Here is a 20868-nt window from a genome sequence, read left to right as displayed (position 1 = left end):
CCGGGTCCGCGCGAGGGGGCGACGGACCGCGGGTGCGCCGGGGGCCGGCCGAATGAGGTGAAATGGGCACGTCGAACCGCGCCGTGCCGGAGCGGCAGCGCTCTTGGCAGGGCTCAGCGGTGCGTGGTGAGTCTTCGAATCAGCGGCCACCAGATGGCCTGCGCGTTGCGCGGCCTGCGGCCCGCCCGCTCGCCACCCGTGGCGCGTGACGCCGACTGCAACGTGACCCCTTCTGAAGCGATCCCTTGGACGAGGATGTCGTCTCTCATCGTAGGCCCAGGATCGCCGGTGTTCACAACTCGTTTTCTCACGCCGGTCCGCCGAGCCGAGCGAGCAACTCCGAGGCGAACACCGTGGGTTGCTCCAGATGGGGCATGTGGGAGGCGTGCGGGACGACCGCGGTCTGTCCGTGGGGCACGGCCCGGGCATACGCCTGGCAGGCCCGGGGCGGGACGAAGTCGTGCTCTCCGCACACGAAGATGGTGGGCACGTCCAGTTCGGCCAGCCGGTCGCTGCGCGTGTAGGTGCGCAGGTTGCCGGTCACGCGGAACTCGGTGGGGCCCCACAGGGCGTCGCGGACCTGCGTGGAGGTGCCGAGGGTGGCGTCCACCAGTTCGTCGGGCCAGTCGGTCCGGCACATGTGCCGCTCGGCGAACACAAGGGACGCCTCGCGGTACGCGGCGGTGTCGTACCGGCAGGTGCGCAGGGCGTCGCTGATGGCCTGGGCGGTGGCCGGGGGCAGCCGGAACAGCAGCTGGCGCATGTCCTCCTCGTACTTGCGGACGTTGAGCACGGGTGAGACGAGGATCAGCCAGTCGGGGCGATGCCTGCCGCGCAGGGCAAAGTCGCAGGCGATCATGGTGCCGAAGGAGTGCCCGAGGAGGTGGAAGCGTTCGAGGCCCAGCGAGCCGACGAGAACCTCCAGCTCGTCGACGAAGTGCTCCAGCTGCCAGGGCCGCCCGTCGGCGGGCCGCTGTGCGGAGCGGCCGCAGCCGGACTGGTCGTAAACCACGACGGGATGGCCAGGCAGCGCTTCGGCGAGGGGCCGCAGATAATCGTGGGGGGTCCCCGGGCCGCCGTGGACGGTGACCACCGGGGTGCCCGGGGCGCCGGGGTTGAGGATGTCGTACCAGGTCCGGCTGGCGGGCACGGTGCGCAGCGTGCCGCTGGTCAGGTCACTCACCGTTGTCTCCCTGTGCGAGGTGGGCGCCGATCGTGGCGACGTGCGGCATCCCGTTCATGCTGAGGTGGTTGCCGGGCACCGGGACGTCCCGGAAGCCGCCGTGGGCCAGCCGCCGCCAGTGCGACGCCTGTCCGGCCGGGAATTCCGGGATCTCCTCCTGGTGGGAGAAGAAGAGCACGTCCCCGGCGTACGGGCGTGCGGTGTAGGCGTGCATGGCCCGGCTGTGCCGCTGCCAGGCGCGCAGATAGCGGGGCAGGAAGTCTGCGGACAGCAGGGCTTCGGACTCGGTGCCGCGGGCCCGGTCCGCGATCAGGCGGATGCGGTCCTCGGTCGTCGGCAGTGCCGCCAGCTCCGCGCGGGGCAGGTCCAGCCGGGCCAGGCCGTAGCGCATGAGGTAGTCGAGGATGTCGTCGTCGGTCATCTCGGCGGGCAGGTTGCCGGGGGCGGGGCTGTCGATCAGCACCACCTGGGGCCGGTGCGCGTCGCGGGCGTCGAGCTGCCGGGCCATCTCGTAGGCGACGAGGCCGCCGAAGGACGAGCCGCCGAGGCGGTACGGTGGTTTGAGCCCGAACTCCTCCAGCCGTTCCAGGTAGGAGGCCGCCATGTCCTCGATGGTGTCGAGGCCGACGGTGCCGTCCAGCAGGGGGGAGCGGATCGCGTACACGGCCTGGTCCCCCGGCAGGCAGGCGGCCAGCTCCCGGTAGAAGAAGACGTCTCCCCCGATGGGGTGGACGAGGACCAGGGGCGGGCGGGCCTGTGGGTCGCCCACCTTGATCACCACCAGGCCGCGGCGCATGTCCTCCTCGGCCCGGTCTCCGGCGAGCCGCTGGGCCAGCGCCTGGGTGAGGACCTGCGGGGTGTGTCGTTCCAGCGCCATGAACTCGATGTCGGCGCCGGTCAGGGCCCGGAGGCGGGCGACGAGCTGGACGGCGGCCAGAGAGTCCCCGCCCTGCGCGAAGAAGTCGTCGTCGGGGTGGACCGTGTCGACGCCGAGGACCGTGCGCCAGGACTCGGCGACCGTCGCGGCGGCCTCATCCGGTGCCCGGTTCGGCGCCTGGCCCGAGAGGACTTCCGTCGCTGTGGGGGCCGGCGCCGCGGGTGACGTGTTTGTCGGCACCGGGGGGTTCGGCCGGGCGGGGACGCCGGTGGGGGCGGCCCGGTCGATCCAGTGCTCCTGGCGGGCGAACGCGTAGCCAGGCAACGGCAGCCGGTCGCCGGCGGTCAGCCCGTGGAAGGCCTCCGCGTCCATGTCGGCTCCGGCGGCCCAGGCCGTGCCCAGGGCGTGCAGCGCGATGGTGGGCTCCTCCTGCGCGGCGTCGCCCGCGGGCGGCATCGCCGCGACCACGAGGCGGCCGTCGCGGTCCGGGTGGCGCCGGGCCGACCGGCCGAGTGCCCGGCCCGGCCCGACCTCCAGCAGGACGGCGTCGCGCAGCCGTGCGTCTCCGTACAGCGTGCTCAGCCCGTCGTGGAACCGGACGGTCCGCCTAAGGTGTTTGCGCCAGTATGCGGGGCGGCATACCTCGTTGGGGTCGGCCCAGTCGCCGGTAAGTTCGGACACGAACGGCAGCTCGGGTTCCATCAACCGGACGCCCTCCAGGGCCTTTGTGAATCGGTCGAGGACCGGGTTCAGCAGCCGGGAGTGGAAGGCATGCGAGACGGCAAGTCGGCGACCGGTGACACCTTCGGCGGCCAGTTCCGCCGTGAGCGCGTCGACGGCCACTGCGGGGCCGGAGACCACGCAGCTCGTGGCGTCGTTGACTGCGGCCAGGTCCAGTCCGTGGCGGGCGAGCCGACCCCGTACCTGGTGCTCGGGCAGCGGTACGGCGAGCATCGTGCCGGTGGCCGTGCCCGCGAGCAGTCGGCCGCGCTCGGCGACCAGCGAGAGCGCGTCCTCCAGCGAGAGCACGCCCGCCAGGCAGGCGGCCGGATACGCGCCAAGGCTGTGGCCGATCACCGCGTCGGGCCGGACGCCGAGGTCCGTGAACCAACGCGCCAGCGCGTACTCGACGACGAACAAGGCCACGTGGGTGAACCGGGTGTCCCCCACCCTGTCGGTGCGGCCGAGCAGGTCGGCCTCGGATGCGTCCTCACCCACCCGACCACGCAGCAGCTCCCGGCAATGGTCCACGTGGGCCCGGAATCCCGGCTCGCTCGCGTACAGGGCCCGGCCCATGTCCCGGTACTGGGCGCCCTGACCCGGGAACAGGAACACGACGGGACGGCCGGGGCGGTGGGTGACGGACTCGTGCGACGGCTCGGCCAGCCGCTCCACGAGGTCCTGGTGCCCGCCGGCCACGACGACGCGGCGGTGCGGGAAGCGGTGCCGTGCCGTGTGGAGCGTGTACGCCAGCCGTTCCAGCGGGACGTCCGGATGGTCGGCCGCGTGGCGGGCGAGGGCCCGGGACTGCCGGTCCAGGGCGTCCGGCGCGGGCGCGGAGACGACGAACAACGTGTGGGTGCGCTGGTCCCGCCGGCGTTCGGCCGGGCCGGGGCGCGGGGGCGCCTCCTCCAGGACGACATGGGCGTTGGTGCCGCCGATGCCGAAGGAGCTGACGCCCGCCCGGCGGACCGGGTGGCCGTCGGACCACGGGGTCGTCTCGGTGACGATGTGGAACGGGGTGCTCTCCAGTTCCAGCCGGGGGTTGGGCCGGGTGTGGTGGAGAGTCGGCACCAGGGTGCGGTGCTCCAGGCAGAGCACCGTCTTGATCAGTCCGGCGATGCCGGAGGCCACATCAAGGTGGCCGATGTTGGTCTTGACCGAGCCCAGGGCGACCCGGTGCGGCACGGTGCCGCCGGAGGTGAACGCCTCGCGCAGGGCGGCCACTTCGATAGGATCGCCGAGCGGCGTGCCGGTGCCGTGGGCCTCGACGTAGCCGATGGTCGCGGGGTCGATCCCGGCGCGTTCGTGGGCGCGGCGGATCACGGCGGCCTGCCGCTCCTGGCTGGGGGCGGTGTAGCCGACCTTGTTGCGTCCATCATTGTTGATCGCCGTGGCCTTGATAACGGTGCGGACCCGGTCGCCGTCGGCGAGGGCGCGGTCGAGCCGCTTGAGGACGACGATGCCGACCCCCTGGCCCTCGATGGTGCCCTGCGCGTCCGCGTCGAAGGCGCGGCAGGTGCCGTCCGGGGAGAACACCATGCCGTCCTGGTGGACGTAGCCCTCGGCGCGGAGCTTGCCGATGGACACGCCGCCGGCCAGCGCCACGTCGCAGTCACCCGCGAGGAGTGCCGTGCACGCCTGGTGCACCGCCACCAGCGAGGTGGAGCAGGCGGTCTGCACGGTGACGGCGGGGCCGGTCAGGCCGAGCTTGTAGGCGACCTTGGTGCACAGGAAGTTGCCCTGGTTGTGGATCATCACCTGGTAGCGCGTGGCCAGGTCGGTCTCGCCGAGCGAGGGCAACACGTGCTCCTGCGCGTAGTCGTTGTGGCCCGCACCCGCGTACACCCCGATGTCACCGTCGTACGCGGCGGGGTCGCAGTGCGCGTCCTCCAGGGCGTGCCAGGCGCACTCCAGGAACACCCGGTGCTGTGGGTCCATGGTCCGCGCCTCCCGGGGCGAGTAGCCGAAAAACGCGGCGTCGAAGGAGCGGATATCGCGCAGCCCGCTCCGGGCCCGGACGTATCCGGGCTGGTCGATCTCTTGCTCCGGTACGCCCGCGGCGAGCAGTTCGGCCCGCGTGGGGCGGACGACGCTGTGGTGCCCGGTGACCAGGTTGTGCCAGAACTCCTCCAGGTCGTCGGCGTCGGGGAAGCGGCCGGCCATGCCGATGATGGCGATGTCCCGGCTGTCGCCGCCGTCCCGGTGCCCCGGGGCGGCCGGCTGGGCGGCGGGCTCCCGGCGCGGCGGATCGTCGGCTCGCCGGCCTGTGACGTGCCGGCCGGTGACGTGTGCGGCCAGGGAGGCGATGGTCGGCAGACGGAACAGGTCGGTGAGGGTCACCGTGCGCCGGATCTCCTCCGGCAGGCGGGCGTGGACCTTGGTCAGCAGGACGGAGTTGCCGCCCACGTCGAAGAACCGGTCGTGCACGTCGACCTCGTCCAGGCCGAGGACGTCCTGCCACAGCCGGGCGAGCAGCCGTTCGGTGTCGTCCGACGGGGCCGCGGGTGTGCTGCGGGCGGTCCGGCGGCGTGCGGCGGGCAGTGCCTTGACGTCGAGCTTCCCGCTGTAGGTCAGCGGCAGTTCGGTCAGGTGTACGAGCGCGGCGAGCCGCATGTACTCCGGCAGCAGGGCGGCCAGGTGGCCGCGGAGCGCGTCCTCGTCGAGAGCCCGGTCCGCGACGTAGTAACCGATCAGGCTGCGGGCGCTGTCCGGTGTGTCGGCGGAGCCGTCGAGGGAGCCGACGACGACGGCGCTCTGCCGCACCCCCTCGAACGACACCAGCGCGCTCTCCACCTCGCCGAGTTCGATGCGGTGGCCGCGCAGCTTGATCTGGTCGTCGGCGCGGCCGACGAACTCGATCTCCCCGTCGTCCCGTCGGCGTGCCAGGTCACCGGTACGGTAGAGGCAGCCGAACCCGGCGGCGGACGCGTCCACGAAGCGGTCCCGGGTCAGTTCCGGGTCACCGAGGTAGCCGCGGGCGAGGGCGGCGCCCCCGAGGTACAGTTCGCCGATCGCGCCCGCCGGCAGCGGTCGCAGCTGGGCGTCGAGGATGTGCGCGGTCTCGTTCGGCAGGGGCCTGCCGATCGTGACCAGGAGCGGGCCGTCGGCGTCCGCGGCGGTGTAGGCGCGGGAGGTGGACCAGATGGTGGTCTCGGTCGGGCCGTAGACATTGACCACGCGCGGGCAGCGGCGCAGCGCCGCGCGCAGCAGGTGCCGGTCCAGGCGTTCCCCGCCGACCAGAAGGCGGGTGTCCTCGAGGCGGCGCAGCGCGGGCAGTGTCATCTCCAGCAGGCTGGGCGTCATCTGGACGAAGTCGTAGACCGAGCAGTCCAGTTCCGCCACCGGATGGTCGCCGACGGTCATGCTGCCGCCGCCGAGCAGCGTCAGGCCGTACTCCAGCCCGAAGATGTCGAAGACGTAGTTGGTCAGGCTGTATGTGTGCAGCGGGCCGGCCTCGGGGAAGTGGCGCCGCCGCAGGGCCGCCATGGTGGTGGTGAAGGCCCGGTGCTCCACCATCACGCCCTTGGGCTGCCCGGTGGTGCCGGACGTGTAGAGCACGTAGGCGAGCGAGTCCCCGGTGACGGGCAGGTCCAGGTCGTCGGGGCGCTCGGCGGCGCATGCGGCCCGGGTCTCGGGGGCGTCGACGGCGAGCACCGTCATGCCCGGGAACCGCGCGGTCATCCGGTCGCGGTGGCGGGTGTGGGTGAGCAGCAGGCGGGCGCCGCTGCCCTCAGCGATACGGGCGATGCGCTCGTCCGGGTAGCCGGGGTCGAGCGGCACATAGGCGCAGCCCGCCTTGAGGACGGCGAGGAGGCCGGTGACGGTGTCGGTGCCGCGGTCGAGCAGCAGCAGGACCGGCTCCTCGGGGGCGAGCGGCACCTGCTGCCGGACCACACGGGCCAGCCGGTTGGCCGCCGTGTTCAGTGCGGCGTACGTCAGGGTCGTGCCGCCGTGGGTGACCGCGGGCGCGGTGGGCGTGCGGGCGGCCTGTGCCTCGAAGGCGCGGTGGATAACCGGTTCGGCAGGCTCGGCGGTGCCGCTGTCGTTCCACTCGGCCTCGTCCCGCAGGGCCGTGCGCGGTGCGGTGAGCACCAGGTCGGACGGGGCGGCGGCGGGATCGTCGGAGACGGTACGCAGCACCGTCTCCACACCGGCCAGCAGACGGCGGGCCGTCTCGGGCGCGAACAGCTCCCCGGCGTGGTCCAAGACGAGCGTGACCTGCCCGTCCTGTTCGGTCACCGACACCACCAGCGGATAGTCGCGCTTCTGGTGCCGGAAGCGGAAGCGGGGCCGCAGCTCCCGCTCGTGCCGCTCGTCGGTGATGGCCGGATAGTTCTCGTAGATGAACAGGCTGTCGAACAGCCGCCGCCCGCCCGCCTGGAGCGCGGCGAGGTCGACGCTGCTGCGGCGGCTGATCTCGTGCAGGTCGTCCTGGAGCCGCTGGACCTCTTCGATCACGCTGTCGGCGCCGGTGCCGTGGCGGGCGATCAGCGGGACGGTGCTCAGGTACAGGCCGACGGATGTCTCGATGCCGTCGACGGGCAGGTCGCGTCCGGCGAGCACGGTGCCGACGACGGTGGTGTCGGCCCGGCCGTAGCAGCCGAGCACCTTGTGCCAGGCGTACTGGAGCAGTGCGTTGAGGGTGACCCCGTGGTCCTGGGCGACGGAGCGCAGCCCCCCGAGCAGGTCCGGGGGCAGCGGCAGCGTCTGCTGCTCCTGGCGCAGGACGCGCCGGTGAGTGGCGAGGTCCGTGCCGCGGGCCTCCGGCCGCAGCAGCCCGCCGAGGTCGCACCCGTCGCCGGCGTCCGCGACGTAGGCGCGCCAGAACGCGTCGTGGGCGTGGGCACTGCGCCGCAGGCCGCGCTGCACCACGGCGTAGTCGTCGCCGGCCGGGGCCACGGGGCGCCCGTCGCGCAGCGCGAGATAGGCGTCGTGCAGGGCGCGCAGCAGCAGCGGGCTGCTCCAGCCGTCCAGGATCGCGTGATGGGTGTTGAGCACACAGGTGAAGCGCTCCGCGTCCTGCTTGACGAGGTGCACCCGGAAGAGACCGCCGGCCCGCAGGTCGTACGGCGTGGCGCGGTCGCCCTCCAGCAGCGCCTGGAACGCGGCGTCGCGCCCGGCGGCGTCCGGGTGGCCGCTGAGGTCCAGATACTGCCAGGTCAGCTGCGCCTCACGGTCGACGACCTGTACCATCTCGTGCTGCCAGTCGAACCGGAGCCGCAGGGCGGCGAAGTCCCGCTGCACCTGCTCCCAGGCCGCGCGGTACAGGTCCGGTTCGAGGGCGGTCTGGTAGTCCCAGACCGCCTGCACCCGGTAGGCGTCGTCGATGTCGCCCTGGGCGACGGCGTGCTGGATGAATCCCTGCTGGAGGCTGGTGGCGGCGAAGACGCCGTCCAGTTCGCGGTTGGCCTGGAGCCGGTCGAGGTGCTCCTGGGGCAGCAGTCCGTCGATGTCACTCACCGTGAGGTGGGTGCGGGTGCCGCGTGCCGTGGAGTCGACCAGCGCGGTCAGCCGGTCCTCGAAGGCCCGGGCGATCCGCCGGGCGTCGGGCTCGGGCAGCCGGCAGGACAGTGTGAACCGCAGCCGCCCCTCGCTCACCATGCCGGTGGCGGTGACCGCGTACGGCAGCAGGTTGTCCGGGTGGCTCCAGTCGCCGCCGGGCTCCGTGGTGATCTGCCAGGGACCGGTGGCGGCGTCGATGCGCCCCAGGTAGTTGAAGCACACGCGGGGCAGCGGCCGGTCGTAGCCGCACAGCGGTCCGTGACCGAGGCCCTTCCCGGGCACCGCGCGCAGCCCGTCCTTGACGGACGCCAGGGTGCGCCGGGCGTCGTCGTACGTCTCCACGCGCACCGGGTGCAGGGTGGTGAACCAGCCGAGCGTGCGACTGACGTCGAGGCCGGGCTCGACGTCCTCTCGGCCGTGCCCCTCGACCATCAAATGCTGCACCGGCCGGCCGGTCACGTCGGCCAGGGCAAGCGTGAACGCAGCGAGCAGGAACTCGTCGACCCGCGTGCCGTACGCACGATGGCAGTCCCCGAGGAGCTGTGCGGTGCGGGACGCGTCAAGCGTAACGTGGGCGTCCACCAGGGCACCCGTGTCCTGGCGCAGCACGGGGGCCTCGTCGAGGTCGGTGAGGAGGTTCTCCCAGTACGCCCTCTCCTCCGGCCGCCGGCGGGCGTACTCGGCCACCGCCTGCGACCACTGCCGATAACTCGTCCCCTTCACCCCCAGCTCACGGCCCTCGTACAGCGCGTGCAGATCCTCCGCGAGAATCCGCCAGCTCACCGTGTCCGTGATCAAGTGGTGCAGGGCGAAGAACACCCGCGCACTACCGTCCGAGAAGCCGTGCAGATACCCGAACGAGGCCATCGGACCCCGCTCCAGATCGAACCCGCTCTGCCAGCCCGTCAGCCGCTCCCGCAGCGCGCCCACGAACTCCGGCGAGCCCTCCCCGCCCGGCAGCCCACGCACATCCAGCACCCGAAGCCCCGGGAACGACGCCTCCACGTCATAGAACTGCACACCCTCCCGGAACCGCAGCCGCAACGCGTCATGCCGCTCCACCAAACCCCGCAGCGCTTCTTCCAGACGCCCCCGGTCCAGCTCCGGCACCCGCACCAGGAACGCCTGGTTCCAGTGCCCCGGCCGCACGAACTCCCGGCCGAAGAACCACTCCTGCACCGGCAGCAACGCCACCTCACCCGACAGCACACCCTGCTCCGCCACCACCGCCGCGCCCTCACTGGCATCCGGCTCCGCCACCGCCAGGATCCGGTCGTGGAACCGCTCGACCGTGCGGTGCTCGAAGACGTCCCGGACGCCGACGCGGACGCCGAACTCCCGGCGGATCCGGCTGGCCAGCCGGATGGCGACGATGCTGTCCATGCCCAGCCGCATCAGGTCCATGGTGATGCCGAGCCGCCCGGCGGGCATGCCCAGCACCTCGGCCCAGAGGTCACGCAGCCGCCGCTCCCGTTCACCGCGTGGAGGCACGACCTCCTCGACGGCCGGGGCCGGGTCGGGCAGGGCACCCCGGTCGAGCTTGCCGTTGGGGCTGAGCGGCAGTTCCGGGAGGTGCACGAAGGTCTCGGGGACCATGTACGTCGGCAGACCGGTGGCGAGCCGTTCACTCAGGTGCTGGGCGTCCAGCGGGACCGGCGAGACGTAGTAGGCGACGAGAAGCTGCCGGGCGGGGCCGCCCTGTGCCCGGTGTTCCTTGACCAGGGCGACGCTCTGCGTGATCTCCGGTACGCGGGTGACTGCGCTCTCGATCTCGCCGAGTTCGATGCGGTAGCCGTTAAGTTTGACCTGGAAGTCGTCACGGCCAAGGAACTCGATCCAACCCTGCCGCGTCCACCGCCCCAGATCACCCGTCCGATACAGCCGTCCCAGCCCGGGATGCTCGAAGAACCGCTCAGCGGTCCGTTCCTCGTCCCTCCAGTAGCCGAGGGCCACACCCGCTCCCCCGATGTGGATCTCCCCCGCGACGCCGACCGGACAGTGCTCACCCCGGCCGTTCAGCACATACATCCGCTGACCGGGCATCGCCGTGCCGTACGGGATACTCGCCCACTCCGGGTCCACCCGCTCGATCTCATGCCAGATCGACCAGATACTGCCCTCCGTGGCACCACCCAGACTCATCACCGTCGCCTCAGGGGCCAAGGCCCGAAGACGCTCCGGAAGCTGGGTGGGGATCCAGTCACCCGACATCAGCACCACACGCAGCGACTGAAGCGACGTACCCCCGGCCTCGTCGGCCAGCAGACCCGCCAGCTGCGGCACGCTGTTCCACACCGTCACCCGATGCTCACGCACCAACTCGAGCCAATGCGCCGGATTCTTCGTCTCCCCCTGATCCGGGAACACGACCGTCCCACCGGCGGCCAGCACACCGAACAGGTCGTACACCGACAGATCGAAACTCAGCTCCGACAACGCCAGCACACGGTCGTCCGGCCCCACGTCGAAACGGTCGTTGACCGACCGCAGCGTGTTCACCGCACCCCGATGACTGACCGTCACCCCCTTCGGACGGCCCGTCGAACCCGACGTGAAGATCACATACGCCACCTCGTCCGGACCCACCACCGGCAGCTCCACCTCCGGCGTCTCACCGGCCAGCAGATCCTCCACCACCAGCACCCGGCGACCAGCCCCCAGCCCGGCCACCTCCGGCCGAGCCGCCTGCGCCCGCGACACCAGCACCACCCCCGCACCCGCCTGCCCGAGGACGTCCTCGGTGCGGCCCATGGGCCAGTCGACGTTCAGCGGGATGTAGGCGGCACCGGACTTCATCACGGCGAGGGTGCCGACGACCTGGAGGTAGCCCTTCTCCGCCAGCACGCCGACGACGCAGGGCTCGTCCGGGAGGGTGCCGGGCGTCGACAGGACGCGGGCGAGGCGCTCAGAGTCGTCGTAGAGCTCGCCGTAGGTGTGGTTGCGACCGGTACCGGCGTCGATGACGGCCACCGCGGCGCGACGGCCCGCATCCAACCCGGCCTCGTACAGGCCGAAGAGGGTGTCGTCGCAGTCGGGGGCGTCACCGGTGGCGTTGGCCGCCTCGATGAGGGCGCGGTCGGCCCCGGGCACCGACAGGGACGGGAACGCGGCGGTCTCCCAGTCGAGTTCGGCCAGGTCCTCGATGAGCCGGCAGTAGGCGTCGTGCATGGCCTCGAGAATGGCCGGGTCGAAGAGCTGATCGACGTAGTCCCACTCGGCGACGAAGCCCTCCTGCGTCTCGTACGCCTTGTTGTCGAGCCACACCTGTGGTGTCTGGGAGATGGAGTGGTCGACACCCTGGTACGTGTCGTTCAGCACGAGTTCGAACATGCCGGCGTCGGCGGGGGCGCCCAGGGTGCTGGTGAGGACGACCGGGGCCACGATCTTGTTGAGGGGCATGGACTGGCGGGTCTTCAGCAGTCGCTGGAAGTCAACGCCGTCGAAGAGGTTGTGCTCGATGTCGCGGAGCAGGTCGCCGTGGACGCGGCGCAGGGTGTCGGAGATGACGGTGTCATGTTCGGTGCGGTGGTCGAAGAGTTCCAGGACGGTGAAGTCGCCGATGACGCCGTTGATCTCGGGGTGCAGGGGCAGCCGGTTGAACAGGGTGAGGTTGACACACAGCCGGTCCTGGCCGCTCCAGTGACCGAGCACCCGTCCGAACAGTTCCACGACGAGCGCCGTCGGGCTGATGCCGTGACGGCGACAGCGGTCGGCCAGTTTCTCCCAGACGGCGGCGGGGACGACCCGGCTCCTGCGCCGGAAGACAGGGGTGTCGACGCTCGACGGGTGGGCCCGCAGCGGCAGCCGGAGGTCGAGCTGGTAGCCGTCGGCCTTGTCCTCCCAGTACTGCTGGGCCTGGGTCAGCAGGTCGCTGTCGCGAACTTTCTCGTACTGCAGGACGTAGTCGCGGTAGCTGACGCCGAGGTTGGGCAGACAGCGCTCGGAGTCGGCGTAGAGCTGCGCCCACTCGTCGAAGAGGATTTCGAAGCTCGACATGTCAATGACAAGGGCGTCGAAGCTGATGTGCAGCCGGAAGACACCGTCGAGGCGGCTCAGCACGATGTCGAACAGCGGGTAGCGCTCCGGGTCGTACAACTTGTGGGCGTAGCGGCCGCGCAGCTCCTTTAGTTCGGTCTCGTCGCGCAGGTCGTGGAACGGGACGCGGTGGTACGGGACCTCGCGCAGGAAGCGCTGCTGCCCGTCGGTGAAGACGGTGCGCAGGGCGAGATGGCGTTCGATGAGTCGGTTGAACGCGGTCTCCAGCTGTTTGTGGTCGATGCTGCCGTAGCAGAACTCGCTGTAGACGTGCGTCGAGACATTGCTGAGTTCGAAGTTGTGGAAGCGGCCCAGGTAGTAGGTCTGCTGGACGTTGGTGAGCGGGAACGGCTCGTAGAGGTGCTCGGTGTCGGTGCCGTCGAGGACGTGGTCGCGGTAGGCGAAGCTGCCGAGGCTCGCGGCGACGAGCGGGGCGAGCCGCCGGACCGTCTTCTCGTGGAAGACGTCGCGGATACGGATGTCGCAGCCCAGCTCGCTGTTGATGCGGTTGACGAGTTTGATACCCAGGATGCTGTTGCCGCCGGACTGGAAGAAGTCGTCGGTGACGCCCACGGTCCGGCGGGTCGCGCCGGTGCCGCCCAGCACCTCGGACCACAGCTCGCACAGGCGGCTCTCCAGCTCGCCGACGGGGGCCACATATCCCTCGGTGAGGAACTCGCCGGGGTCCGGCAGCGCCCCGCGGTCGGCCTTGCCGTTGGCATTCAGCGGCATGCTGTCGAGCGGGACGAACACCGTCGGCATCATGTAATCGGGCAGCAGCCCGGCCAGATGACGCCGCAGGTCCTCCCCGTCGGGCAGTTCGGGGGCCACGTAGTAGGCGACGAGATAGCGAGCCTCGTCGGCTGACGGGTCGGTGTCGCCGGGTGTACGGGGCGGTTCGTGGACGAGGACCAGGCTCTGCTCGACGGCGGGGTGGGCGGTCAGTGCGCTCTCAATTTCGCCGAGTTCGATGCGGTGTCCGCGCAGCTTGATCTGGAAGTCGTTGCGGCCGATGAACTCCAGTAAGCCGTCCGGGAGGGCGCGCACCAAGTCACCGGTGCGGTAGAAGCGCTCCTCAGGTACGGCGGGGCCGGTGCCGTCGGTCGCGGGCGGCGGGGTGACGAACCGGCTCGCGGTCAGTTCCGGTGCGTTCAGGTAGCCGCGAGCCAGACCGGTGCCGGCGATGCACAGCTCGCCCACGACGCCCGGGGGGAGTGGTTGCAGTTCCTCGTCCAGGACGTAGCAGCGGGTGTTGGCGACAGGCGTGCCGATCAGTGGGCGGGGGTCGTCGGGGGTGAGGAGGCGGCGCGTGGACCATACGGTGGTCTCCGTGGGGCCGTACACGTTCCAGCACTGGTCCACGGTGGCGGCGAGGTCGGCGGCGAGCTGCCGGGGTAGGGCCTCGCCGCCGCACAGGGCACGCACGGGCAGCCGTTTGCCGCCGAGGTTCTGGAGGATCAGATGCCACAGGGACGGCGTCGCCTGGACGACGGAGACGCCGTCCTCGATCAGTTCGACGAGACGAGCGACGTCGAGCAGGTCGGCGCGGTCGGCCAGGACGACGATGCCGCCGTGCAGGAGCGGCATGTACAGCTCCAGCGTGGAGATGTCGAAGGCGACGGTGGTCACGGCCAGCATGCGCTCACCGCGCCGGAAGCTGACACTGCGCCCGATGTCCTGGGCGATGTTGAGGTAGCTGTGGTGCTCCACGGCGACGCCCTTGGGGCGGCCGGTGGTGCCGGAGGTGTAGATGACGTAGGCGAGGTCGGAACCGGTGACCCGCACGTCGAGGTCGGCACCGTCGCAGGCGGCCGCCGCGGCCTGTACGTCATCGGCGTCGGCGACGACGACGGGGACGCCGAGGGCGATGTCTTCCAGGCCGGTGTGGTGCGCGGTGTCACTGAGGATCAGGACGGGCTGACTGTCGGCGAGGATCGCGGCGGTGCGGCGCGCGGGTGAGCCGAGGTCCAGCGGGACGTAGGCACAGCCCAGTTTGAGCACGGCCAGCGCGGCGATGAGCAGATGCTCGGTGCGGTCCAGGTACATCGCGATCAGATCCCCCCGGCGGGGGTCGTAGCGCTCCTGGAGCAGCCTGGCGAAACGATTCGCTGCCTCGTTGAACTCCCAGTAGGTCAGGGTCGTACCGCCGTGGAGGACGGCGGTTGCGCCGGGCTGCCGCGCGGCCTGTTCCTCCATCACCCGGTGCAGGGGCCGGTCGTCGTACGGGGCCCTTGTCTCGCACGCCTGCGCCGCCAGGGTGTGCCGCAGCGTGCCGGGCAGGCACAGCACGTCGCCGAATGCGGCGGCGCCTTGCTCGAACCGCTCGAACCGGGCGAGGAAGGCGTCGACGTGTTCACGCAGCACGGCGAGGAACGGCAGCCCTGCCGGAGCCTCCATCTCCAGCCGCCCACTACCGTCGCAGCGCAGGACCAAGAGGGCGCCCTCGGACTGCGCGGTCCCGTCGACGTCCACGAGAACCCGCGGCGGACGCGCCTTTGAAAAGACCTCCCCGAATTCATAGAAGGCATTCTGCGGAGCCCGATACAGCGGATCGTTGAGCTGATCAAGAAGTTCTCGGTGACGAATTCCCCGATCGACTTTCAGGTATTTACGTATTCGCCCGGAGGATGTGTGAACGTCGTGGACGTAGATCCCGGACTTCCGGGAGTTCCATACCATCTGCAAGGCCAGGGAAAGAAATTCGAGACGGCCAGGCGTGAGCGGGACCGAGGTGACGGACGGAAAGTGGAGGATTTCCCTCTTCCTGGCGGTCTCCGCGATGTCAGGCCCGATTGCCTCGACCAGATCAAAGCGGTCCTCGGCACGGTCGGCGACGCGCGCCCGGGCAGCCAGCGCCTCGGCCGCGCGCTCCATCCGCAACAGCTCGGGAAGGTCGTCCGGGCGCTCGTCCACTGGCTCGGCCGCAAGGGAGGTGTGGCCCTCACGGGAGAGGCGGATCACGGCGTCGACGCAGGCATCGAGGACCGCCCCGTGCGGATCACCAACGGCATACGTCCCGCCCACCAGCACATCTCTGCCGGTCAGCCGCACAGTGCAGCGCGCCTCGGGACGGTCTCCGAAGGCCCGCAGCCCAGGCGTCAGCACCGGCACATCCGGGCGACGGGCGGCGCCGACGGCGGACCCCACGACACAGTCGAGGCGCCGGTCCACGAGCGCGTCTTCGCTGACGACGCCCACATTGTGGGTCATCCGCGCCCGCCACCCGGCCGGCCCGACCGGGTCGCCTTCCCGCATCCAGACGTAATGTCCGGCGTCCGCCAAGTACTCCGCTATTTCCTGCCCAAGCCGGCCGAGTTCCGATCCGACCAACACATGAAGAATTTTCACCTTGGCCCTGCCCCTGCCTCGACTGCCGCAGCACGCAGAGGCCCAGCAAAATTTACCCCGCGCGCCTTTCAGTAAGGGAAATGCACCTCTCTCGGTTGGCTGGGCAGGCTGGCCGCACCCCTCACCTCGAGATGCATGCAACAGCCACGGGGAGGCTGTCATTTGCAGTGATGGCATGTCAAGGAAACATTCCGGCCACACAAACCGGAGGGAGACCAATAAGCCTCACCTCTAACCCCCATCAGAGATACTTATAGGCAGGGATTGAGATTGCGCCACCGCCAGGACGGGCCGGTTGAGTCGGCGTCCGGCGGCCGAACTCGGAATGGGGCGGGCTCCTAGAGGCGTCTCGCCTGGCCTACGTGGGCCGGTTGAGCTGCCCTGATCAAGCCAACGGGACCCGGTCGGTCTGAATCAGTCAAATAGCGCACCGTGGCAATCCTTTACGTCTGCAAGTCGTCGGTCGACGGTCCGCCGAGGCGCACGGCCGTCTCATTGACGCCCCGCCAAGTGGTGTATCCCTGAAGATCCACCATCTTGAAGTCGTCGGTCGCGGGGCTGGTGTGAGTTGTTGATCGTGTACTCGTGCTGGTCGAGGGTGCTTGTCGGCGCTCAAGATCATCTGCCGTTCCGGTGATCACGGATCTGCGGATTCCCCGCCGTGTGCGAGGTGGAGATCCGTGCGATTCGGGCGGGAGGTGTATCAAGGTGGCCCAGGACGCGGAGCCGGACCTTCGTGATCCGATCACGGTCGGCCGGGTCGAACTGGAGTTACAGGCAGAGAAGATGAGCCTCCAGTTGCAGGAGGTCCGCGACGAGCTGAAAGAACTTGCTGTCGTCGAACGGGTCGCACGCCGGCTGGCCGGGCAGGTACGCACCGAAGCCGAGCAGAGGACGACGCCACCCGCCGGGCAGGTCGCGGGCCGTACGGTGCTCGCGGTGCCGCCACGGGAGCGGGCATGAACGAGACGGTCCTGCCCGCCGACTACCAGCGGATCATGGACATGGTACGGCGGGCCGACGGGCCGGTCATGGTGATGCAGGTCTGCGGTGAGCTGGGGATGTCCCTGGAGCTGGCTCGCTCGGAGACGCTGCGGGCGAAGCTGAACCGGCTGGCCGAGAAGGGCTGGATGCGCAAGCTGGCCGACAGGGACGTGGTCATCATGTCCATACTCTTCGACCGGGTCGCGGAACTCGCCAGCCCCCTCGCCGACGCCGGTGAGGAGACGGTGGTCATCGACACCACCAACTACTACCCACACCTCAACGGCCGCATCGAGGCCGTCGAGAAAGGCCAAGTGGAAAGCGTGCGCAACGCCGAGCTGCTGGGCCGTCCCGTGGTCAAGGCGTGGAAGGCCGCCCTGGCGGAGACCCGCGCACCCTGGGCGTGCCCGCGGGCACCCCGGGCCGTATCGCCCTCCCCGTCGCCGCCGACTCCGACGAGGCCCGGCAGGTGGCCATGCAGCTCCTAAACGACACCGGCTTCGTCCCCTACGACGCCGGCGTGCTCCCCGACTCCTGGCGCCAGCAGCCCATGGGCTCGGCCTACTGCACCGAGCTGACCCTGGACGAGGTGCCCGCGGCGCTCACTGCGGCCGACCGGTAGAAGGACGCGCGCGTGCGCGACAGCATGCTGGAGCGTTTCGCCACCCTCGGTGAGGCGCCCACCCACGAGGACGTAGTCGAGATGAACCGCGCCGCCCACCGCTGACCCCGGCACCACCCCGCTCATGCCCGTGCGGCATGCGCGCTGGCGAGCGCGACGGCGGGCCCGGTACCACGCGGGCCTGCTGCCGGCGGGCGACCCGCACCACGGCACCCCTAGGAGTTGTCGTCAAATGTCACGCCCACATCAGCAGCGATGCGAGGGTGACGGCTGCTTGGTAGGACTCGGCGGTCTTGTCGTAGCGGGTGGCGATGCCACGCCATTGCTTGAGGCGGTTGAAGCACCGTTCGACGACGTTGCGCCGCTTGTAGACCTGCTTGTCGAAGGCCGGCGGACGTCCGCCCTGGCTGCCGCGCCGGATCCGGTTGCGAACCTGGTCGGACCGTTCCGGAATGGTGTGCCGGATGTTCCGTCGCCGCAGCCAGGTGCGTATGGCCTTGGAGCTGTAGCCCTTGTCGCCGATGACGTGGTCGGGTCGGACCCGGGGCCGTCCCGGACCCGGCCGGGGCACCCGAATCGCCTCCATCACGGCGGTGAACTGCGTGCAGTCGTTGGTGTTCCCGCCGGTGACGGTAAAGGCGAGCGGGCGGCCGACGCCATCGCAGGCCAGGTGGATCTTGCTGGTCAGACCGCCTCTGGACCGGCCGAGTCCCGGGGAGTGGAGCCCCCTTTTCGCGCTCCGGCCGCGTGCTGGTGGGCTCGGACGATCGTGGAGTCGACCGACACCAGCCACTCGATGTCCCCGGCCGCGTCGGCCCTGGCCTGGGCGGCCCGGAGCATCCGCTCGAAGGTGCCGTCCTTGGCCCACCGGCGGAAGCGGGTGTGCAGCGTCGCCCAGGAGCCATACCGCTCGGGCACGTCCCGCCAGGCCGTTCCGGTCCGGAACTTCCACACGATCCCGTTGAGGACCGTCCGGTCGTCCAGCCGTCTGCTGCCCCGCTCGGACCGGGGCAGCAGCGGCTGCACGAAGGCCCACTCGGCATCGGACAGTTCATGGCGACGTATCACCCGACCATGATCCCCGATCGAAGATCATTTGACGACAGACCCTAGCACCCACGAACACAGCAGGCACATCCCGTGCGGCACAACAAGCTGCGGCGAAACACCGGCCCCGCGTGTGTGCCGCGACACGAGACAGGTGAGACACATGCAAGCGTGGCGATTCAACGGAACCAGTCGGCCGCTGACCTGGGAAGAAGTGCCCGAACCGCACGCAGGCCCGGGCGTGGTCGTCGTCGACGTCAAGGCCGCCGGCCTGTGCCACTCCGACATCGGCGCGCTCGACGACGCGCAGTGGATGACGTCGTTCCCGCGCATCCCGATGACGCTCGGGCACGAGAACGCCAGGGTGATCAGCGAGGTCGGCCCCGGCATGGACGAGTGGAAGGTCGGCGACCGCGTCGGACTGGCGCCGATGATGCCGACGGCGACGCCATCGGCTATGGCGCCTGGGACGGCGGCTACGGGCCCAAGATCCGCACCAGCAATGCCAACCTCGTACGGCTGCCCGACGAGCTGTCCTACGAAATGGGCGCCCTGGCCACCGACTCGAGCATCGCCTCCTACCACGCCATGGTCACCGCCGGGGGCCTGACCAAGGGCACGCGGGGGTCGGAGTGATCGGTCTGGGCGGCCTCGGCTACAACGGCGCTTGCGTCGCCGTCCTGAAGGGCGCCGAGGTCTACGCCGCCGATATCGGCCCCTCCACCCGGGAACACGCCGCCGAGATGGGACTGGCGGGCGTCGCCGAGTCGATCACCGAGTCCGCCGACAAGGACCTGCCGCTGATCGTGGACTACGCGGGATTGGGCACCACCACCGCCCAGGCCGTGGACACCCTCGCGAAGTCCGGGACGCTGGTGCAGGTCGGCCTCGGCCGCCTGGAGGCCACCATCAACACCCAGGCCCTCATCCTCGAGCAGCTGCGCATCCTCGGCTCTCTGCAGGGCACCCAGCAGGACCTCGCTGACCTCTACGAACTCATGTGCAGCGGAGAACTCGACCCGCCGCTCAACCGCATCACGCCCCAGAGGGCCCCGACGGCCTGGAACGCCTGCGCAAGGGCGGCGTCGTCGGCCTCCTCGTCGCCGTCTACACCGCTGGAAACCCCAGCCTGGCCCGCCGCACGCCCTCGTCAAAAGCGGCCACGGCGAGCTGGCCGTTCCGGCGTCCTCCGCCGGCCCCGTTCCGAGTCATCACGCCGTGCCGCCCCCGCGGGGCGGCACCACCGCAGATCAGGGATCACCACATGCGCATATACAGGATGTCCGAAACCGGCCAGAGCACCCTCGTCGAGGGACCGGTTCCCACCCCCGGCACCAGTCGTACTGGTGCGGGTCCACGCCACCTCGCTCAACGCCCGCGACCTGTTCATGCTCGACGGCCGCTACCCGGTGCCCGCCGACCGCGTGCCGCTGTCCGACGCCGCCGGCGTCATTGAGGCCACCGGCCCCGGCGCGACCCGATTCAAGGCCGGTGACCGGGTGGTGAACTCCTTCAACCCTCTCTGGTTCGGCGGCACCCCCAGCGCACACCCGGCCAGAACTACCACACCGACCTCGACGGGTGGCTGGCCGAATACGTCGCCATCGACGAACAGCGGCTGGTGTCCAAGCCCGAGCATCTCGACTGCTGCCACCCTGCCCTGCGCCACCGTCACCGCGTACTCGGCGCTGGAAGGAGTCGGCCCGGGGGTCACGGTCCTGGTCCAAGGGTGGGGCGGCGTCTCACTGTTCGCGCTCCAGCTCGCCCGCGCCGCCTGCGCACGGGTCATCGCCACCACCTCCAGCGAGAAGAAGGCGGCGCGACTGCGCGAACTCGGCGCCAGCGATGTCGTCAACTACCGCACCACCCCGCAGGGGGGGGCGACGAGGGCCGCAGGCTCACCGGCGGACAGGGGCCGACGTGGTCGTGGAGGTCGGCGGTGTGGGGACGATCGCGCAGTCGATCAAGGCCGCCGCCTACCGCGGCACCATCTCGATGGTCGGCCACGTCACGCTCGGCGGCGATGCCGAACACGCATCGCTGGATGAAGTCCTACTGGCCCTCACCTACAACATGACATCGGTGCGCGCGATCGGCGGCGGCAGCGGCAGCGATCGGAGGACATGAACCGGGTCTTCACGACGCACCAACTGCACCCGGTGATCGACCGCGTCTTTCCGTTCGAGGAAGCACCCGACGCAGCAGCCCACCTGGCCAGCGGCGCCCACTTCGGCAAGGTCGTCATCAGCCATTGAACCGGATACACCGGACGAAACTTCGCCGGCATCGGCGGTGGCAGGACAGCAAGTGGCCGCAGACCATCCCGACTCCGGGAGATCCTGCGGGTCTCAGTCGTATGCCTCGCCCCCCGTCCGACGTCTCGGTCGTCGCCGCTGTCCGGGCCGCGTACCTCGTCCTCGGTCACGTCGCATGCATCGTCCGCGCCGCTCATGCCCCTGCTGACGTAGGCCCTCGACATCACCCGCCTGGAGCGGCGAGCCGCGTTCGCGGTCCCGTACCGGCGTCCGCCTCAACGACACCGCTCCA

The 20868-nt window shown here is 70.4% G+C and carries 9 protein-coding genes and 2 pseudogenes; 8 read left to right on the top strand and 3 right to left on the bottom strand.

The genetic code is table 11. The features are described 5' to 3' along the window. Nucleotides 1-307 precede the first annotated feature (307 nt). The gene (locus ACQZOG_RS24535; RefSeq protein ID WP_051747717.1) at nucleotides 308-1183 is read right to left on the bottom strand and encodes a proline iminopeptidase-family hydrolase; all 876 of its coding nucleotides are present in this window, start codon (nucleotides 1181-1183) and stop codon (nucleotides 308-310) included. After that, nucleotides 1176-14792: an amino acid adenylation domain-containing protein gene (locus tag ACQZOG_RS24530; RefSeq protein WP_430741806.1), complete on the bottom strand. Its 13617-nt coding sequence runs from the start codon at nucleotides 14790-14792 to the stop codon at nucleotides 1176-1178. Before ACQZOG_RS24530 ends, ACQZOG_RS24535 begins: the two co-directional genes overlap by 8 nt. A gap of 273 nt (nucleotides 14793-15065) precedes the next feature. Here ACQZOG_RS24530 and ACQZOG_RS24525 point away from each other — a divergent pair, with 273 nt between their 5' ends. The 4 genes from ACQZOG_RS24525 to ACQZOG_RS24510 all read left to right on the top strand — a co-directional run bounded on the left by ACQZOG_RS24525 (nucleotide 15066) and on the right by ACQZOG_RS24510 (nucleotide 17274). After that, on the top strand, nucleotides 15066-15743 hold the full coding sequence (locus ACQZOG_RS24525; protein ID WP_193455805.1) for a hypothetical protein: 678 nt from the start codon (nucleotides 15066-15068) through the stop codon (nucleotides 15741-15743). Nucleotides 15744-16376: 633 nt separating this feature from the next. Beyond that, on the top strand, nucleotides 16377-16631 hold the full coding sequence (locus tag ACQZOG_RS24520; RefSeq protein ID WP_193455806.1) for a hypothetical protein: 255 nt from the start codon (nucleotides 16377-16379) through the stop codon (nucleotides 16629-16631). Next, nucleotides 16628-17140: a hypothetical protein gene (locus ACQZOG_RS24515; protein ID WP_203549870.1), complete on the top strand. Its 513-nt coding sequence runs from the start codon at nucleotides 16628-16630 to the stop codon at nucleotides 17138-17140. Before ACQZOG_RS24520 ends, ACQZOG_RS24515 begins: the two co-directional genes overlap by 4 nt. Next, entirely contained in the window at nucleotides 17128-17274 is a 147-nt protein-coding gene (locus ACQZOG_RS24510; protein WP_203549871.1) for a hypothetical protein, read from the top strand. Before ACQZOG_RS24515 ends, ACQZOG_RS24510 begins: the two co-directional genes overlap by 13 nt. 235 nt (nucleotides 17275-17509) lie before the next feature. Here the strand turns inward: ACQZOG_RS24510 and ACQZOG_RS24505 are convergent. Beyond that, a pseudogene (locus ACQZOG_RS24505) lies at nucleotides 17510-18300 on the bottom strand (IS5 family transposase). Between the two features lie 184 nt (nucleotides 18301-18484). Between ACQZOG_RS24505 and ACQZOG_RS24500 the strand changes: the two are divergent. From ACQZOG_RS24500 to ACQZOG_RS24485, 4 genes and pseudogenes are all read left to right on the top strand, one after another. Then, a pseudogene (locus tag ACQZOG_RS24500) lies at nucleotides 18485-18703 on the top strand (alcohol dehydrogenase catalytic domain-containing protein); the annotation flags it as partial. A gap of 14 nt (nucleotides 18704-18717) precedes the next feature. Next, nucleotides 18718-18957, top strand: a complete 240-nt coding sequence (locus ACQZOG_RS24495; RefSeq protein WP_063834619.1) for a hypothetical protein — start codon at nucleotides 18718-18720, stop codon at nucleotides 18955-18957. Further along, entirely contained in the window at nucleotides 18954-20369 is a 1416-nt protein-coding gene (locus ACQZOG_RS24490) for a zinc-binding dehydrogenase (protein ID WP_208862073.1), read from the top strand. The genes ACQZOG_RS24495 and ACQZOG_RS24490 overlap by 4 nt, the downstream gene beginning before the upstream one ends. Before the next feature lie 75 nt (nucleotides 20370-20444). After that, nucleotides 20445-20576 carry a zinc-binding dehydrogenase gene (locus ACQZOG_RS24485; protein ID WP_079031560.1) on the top strand — a complete coding sequence of 44 codons (132 nt, stop codon included), beginning with the start codon at nucleotides 20445-20447 and terminating at the stop codon, nucleotides 20574-20576. Nucleotides 20577-20868: the final 292 nt, after the last annotated feature.

The organism is Streptomyces sp. P13-3-3, assembly GCF_050571355.1.
GTDB classification, from domain to species: Bacteria; Actinomycetota; Actinomycetes; order Streptomycetales; family Streptomycetaceae; genus Streptomyces; species Streptomyces althioticus.
Note: the sequence above shows the minus strand (reverse complement) of the source record. Positions and strands in the feature narration are given on the sequence as shown.

Bases quoted from the DNA above. Each gene is read 5' to 3' on its own strand.
- ACQZOG_RS24515 (WP_203549870.1), top strand. From the start codon at position 16,628: ATGAACGAGACGGTCCTGCCCGCCGACTACCAGCGGATCATGGACATG.
- ACQZOG_RS24510 (WP_203549871.1), top strand. From the start codon at position 17,128: ATGCAGCTCCTAAACGACACCGGCTTCGTCCCCTACGACGCCGGCGTG.
- ACQZOG_RS24485 (WP_079031560.1), top strand. From the start codon at position 20,445: ATGAACCGGGTCTTCACGACGCACCAACTGCACCCGGTGATCGACCGC.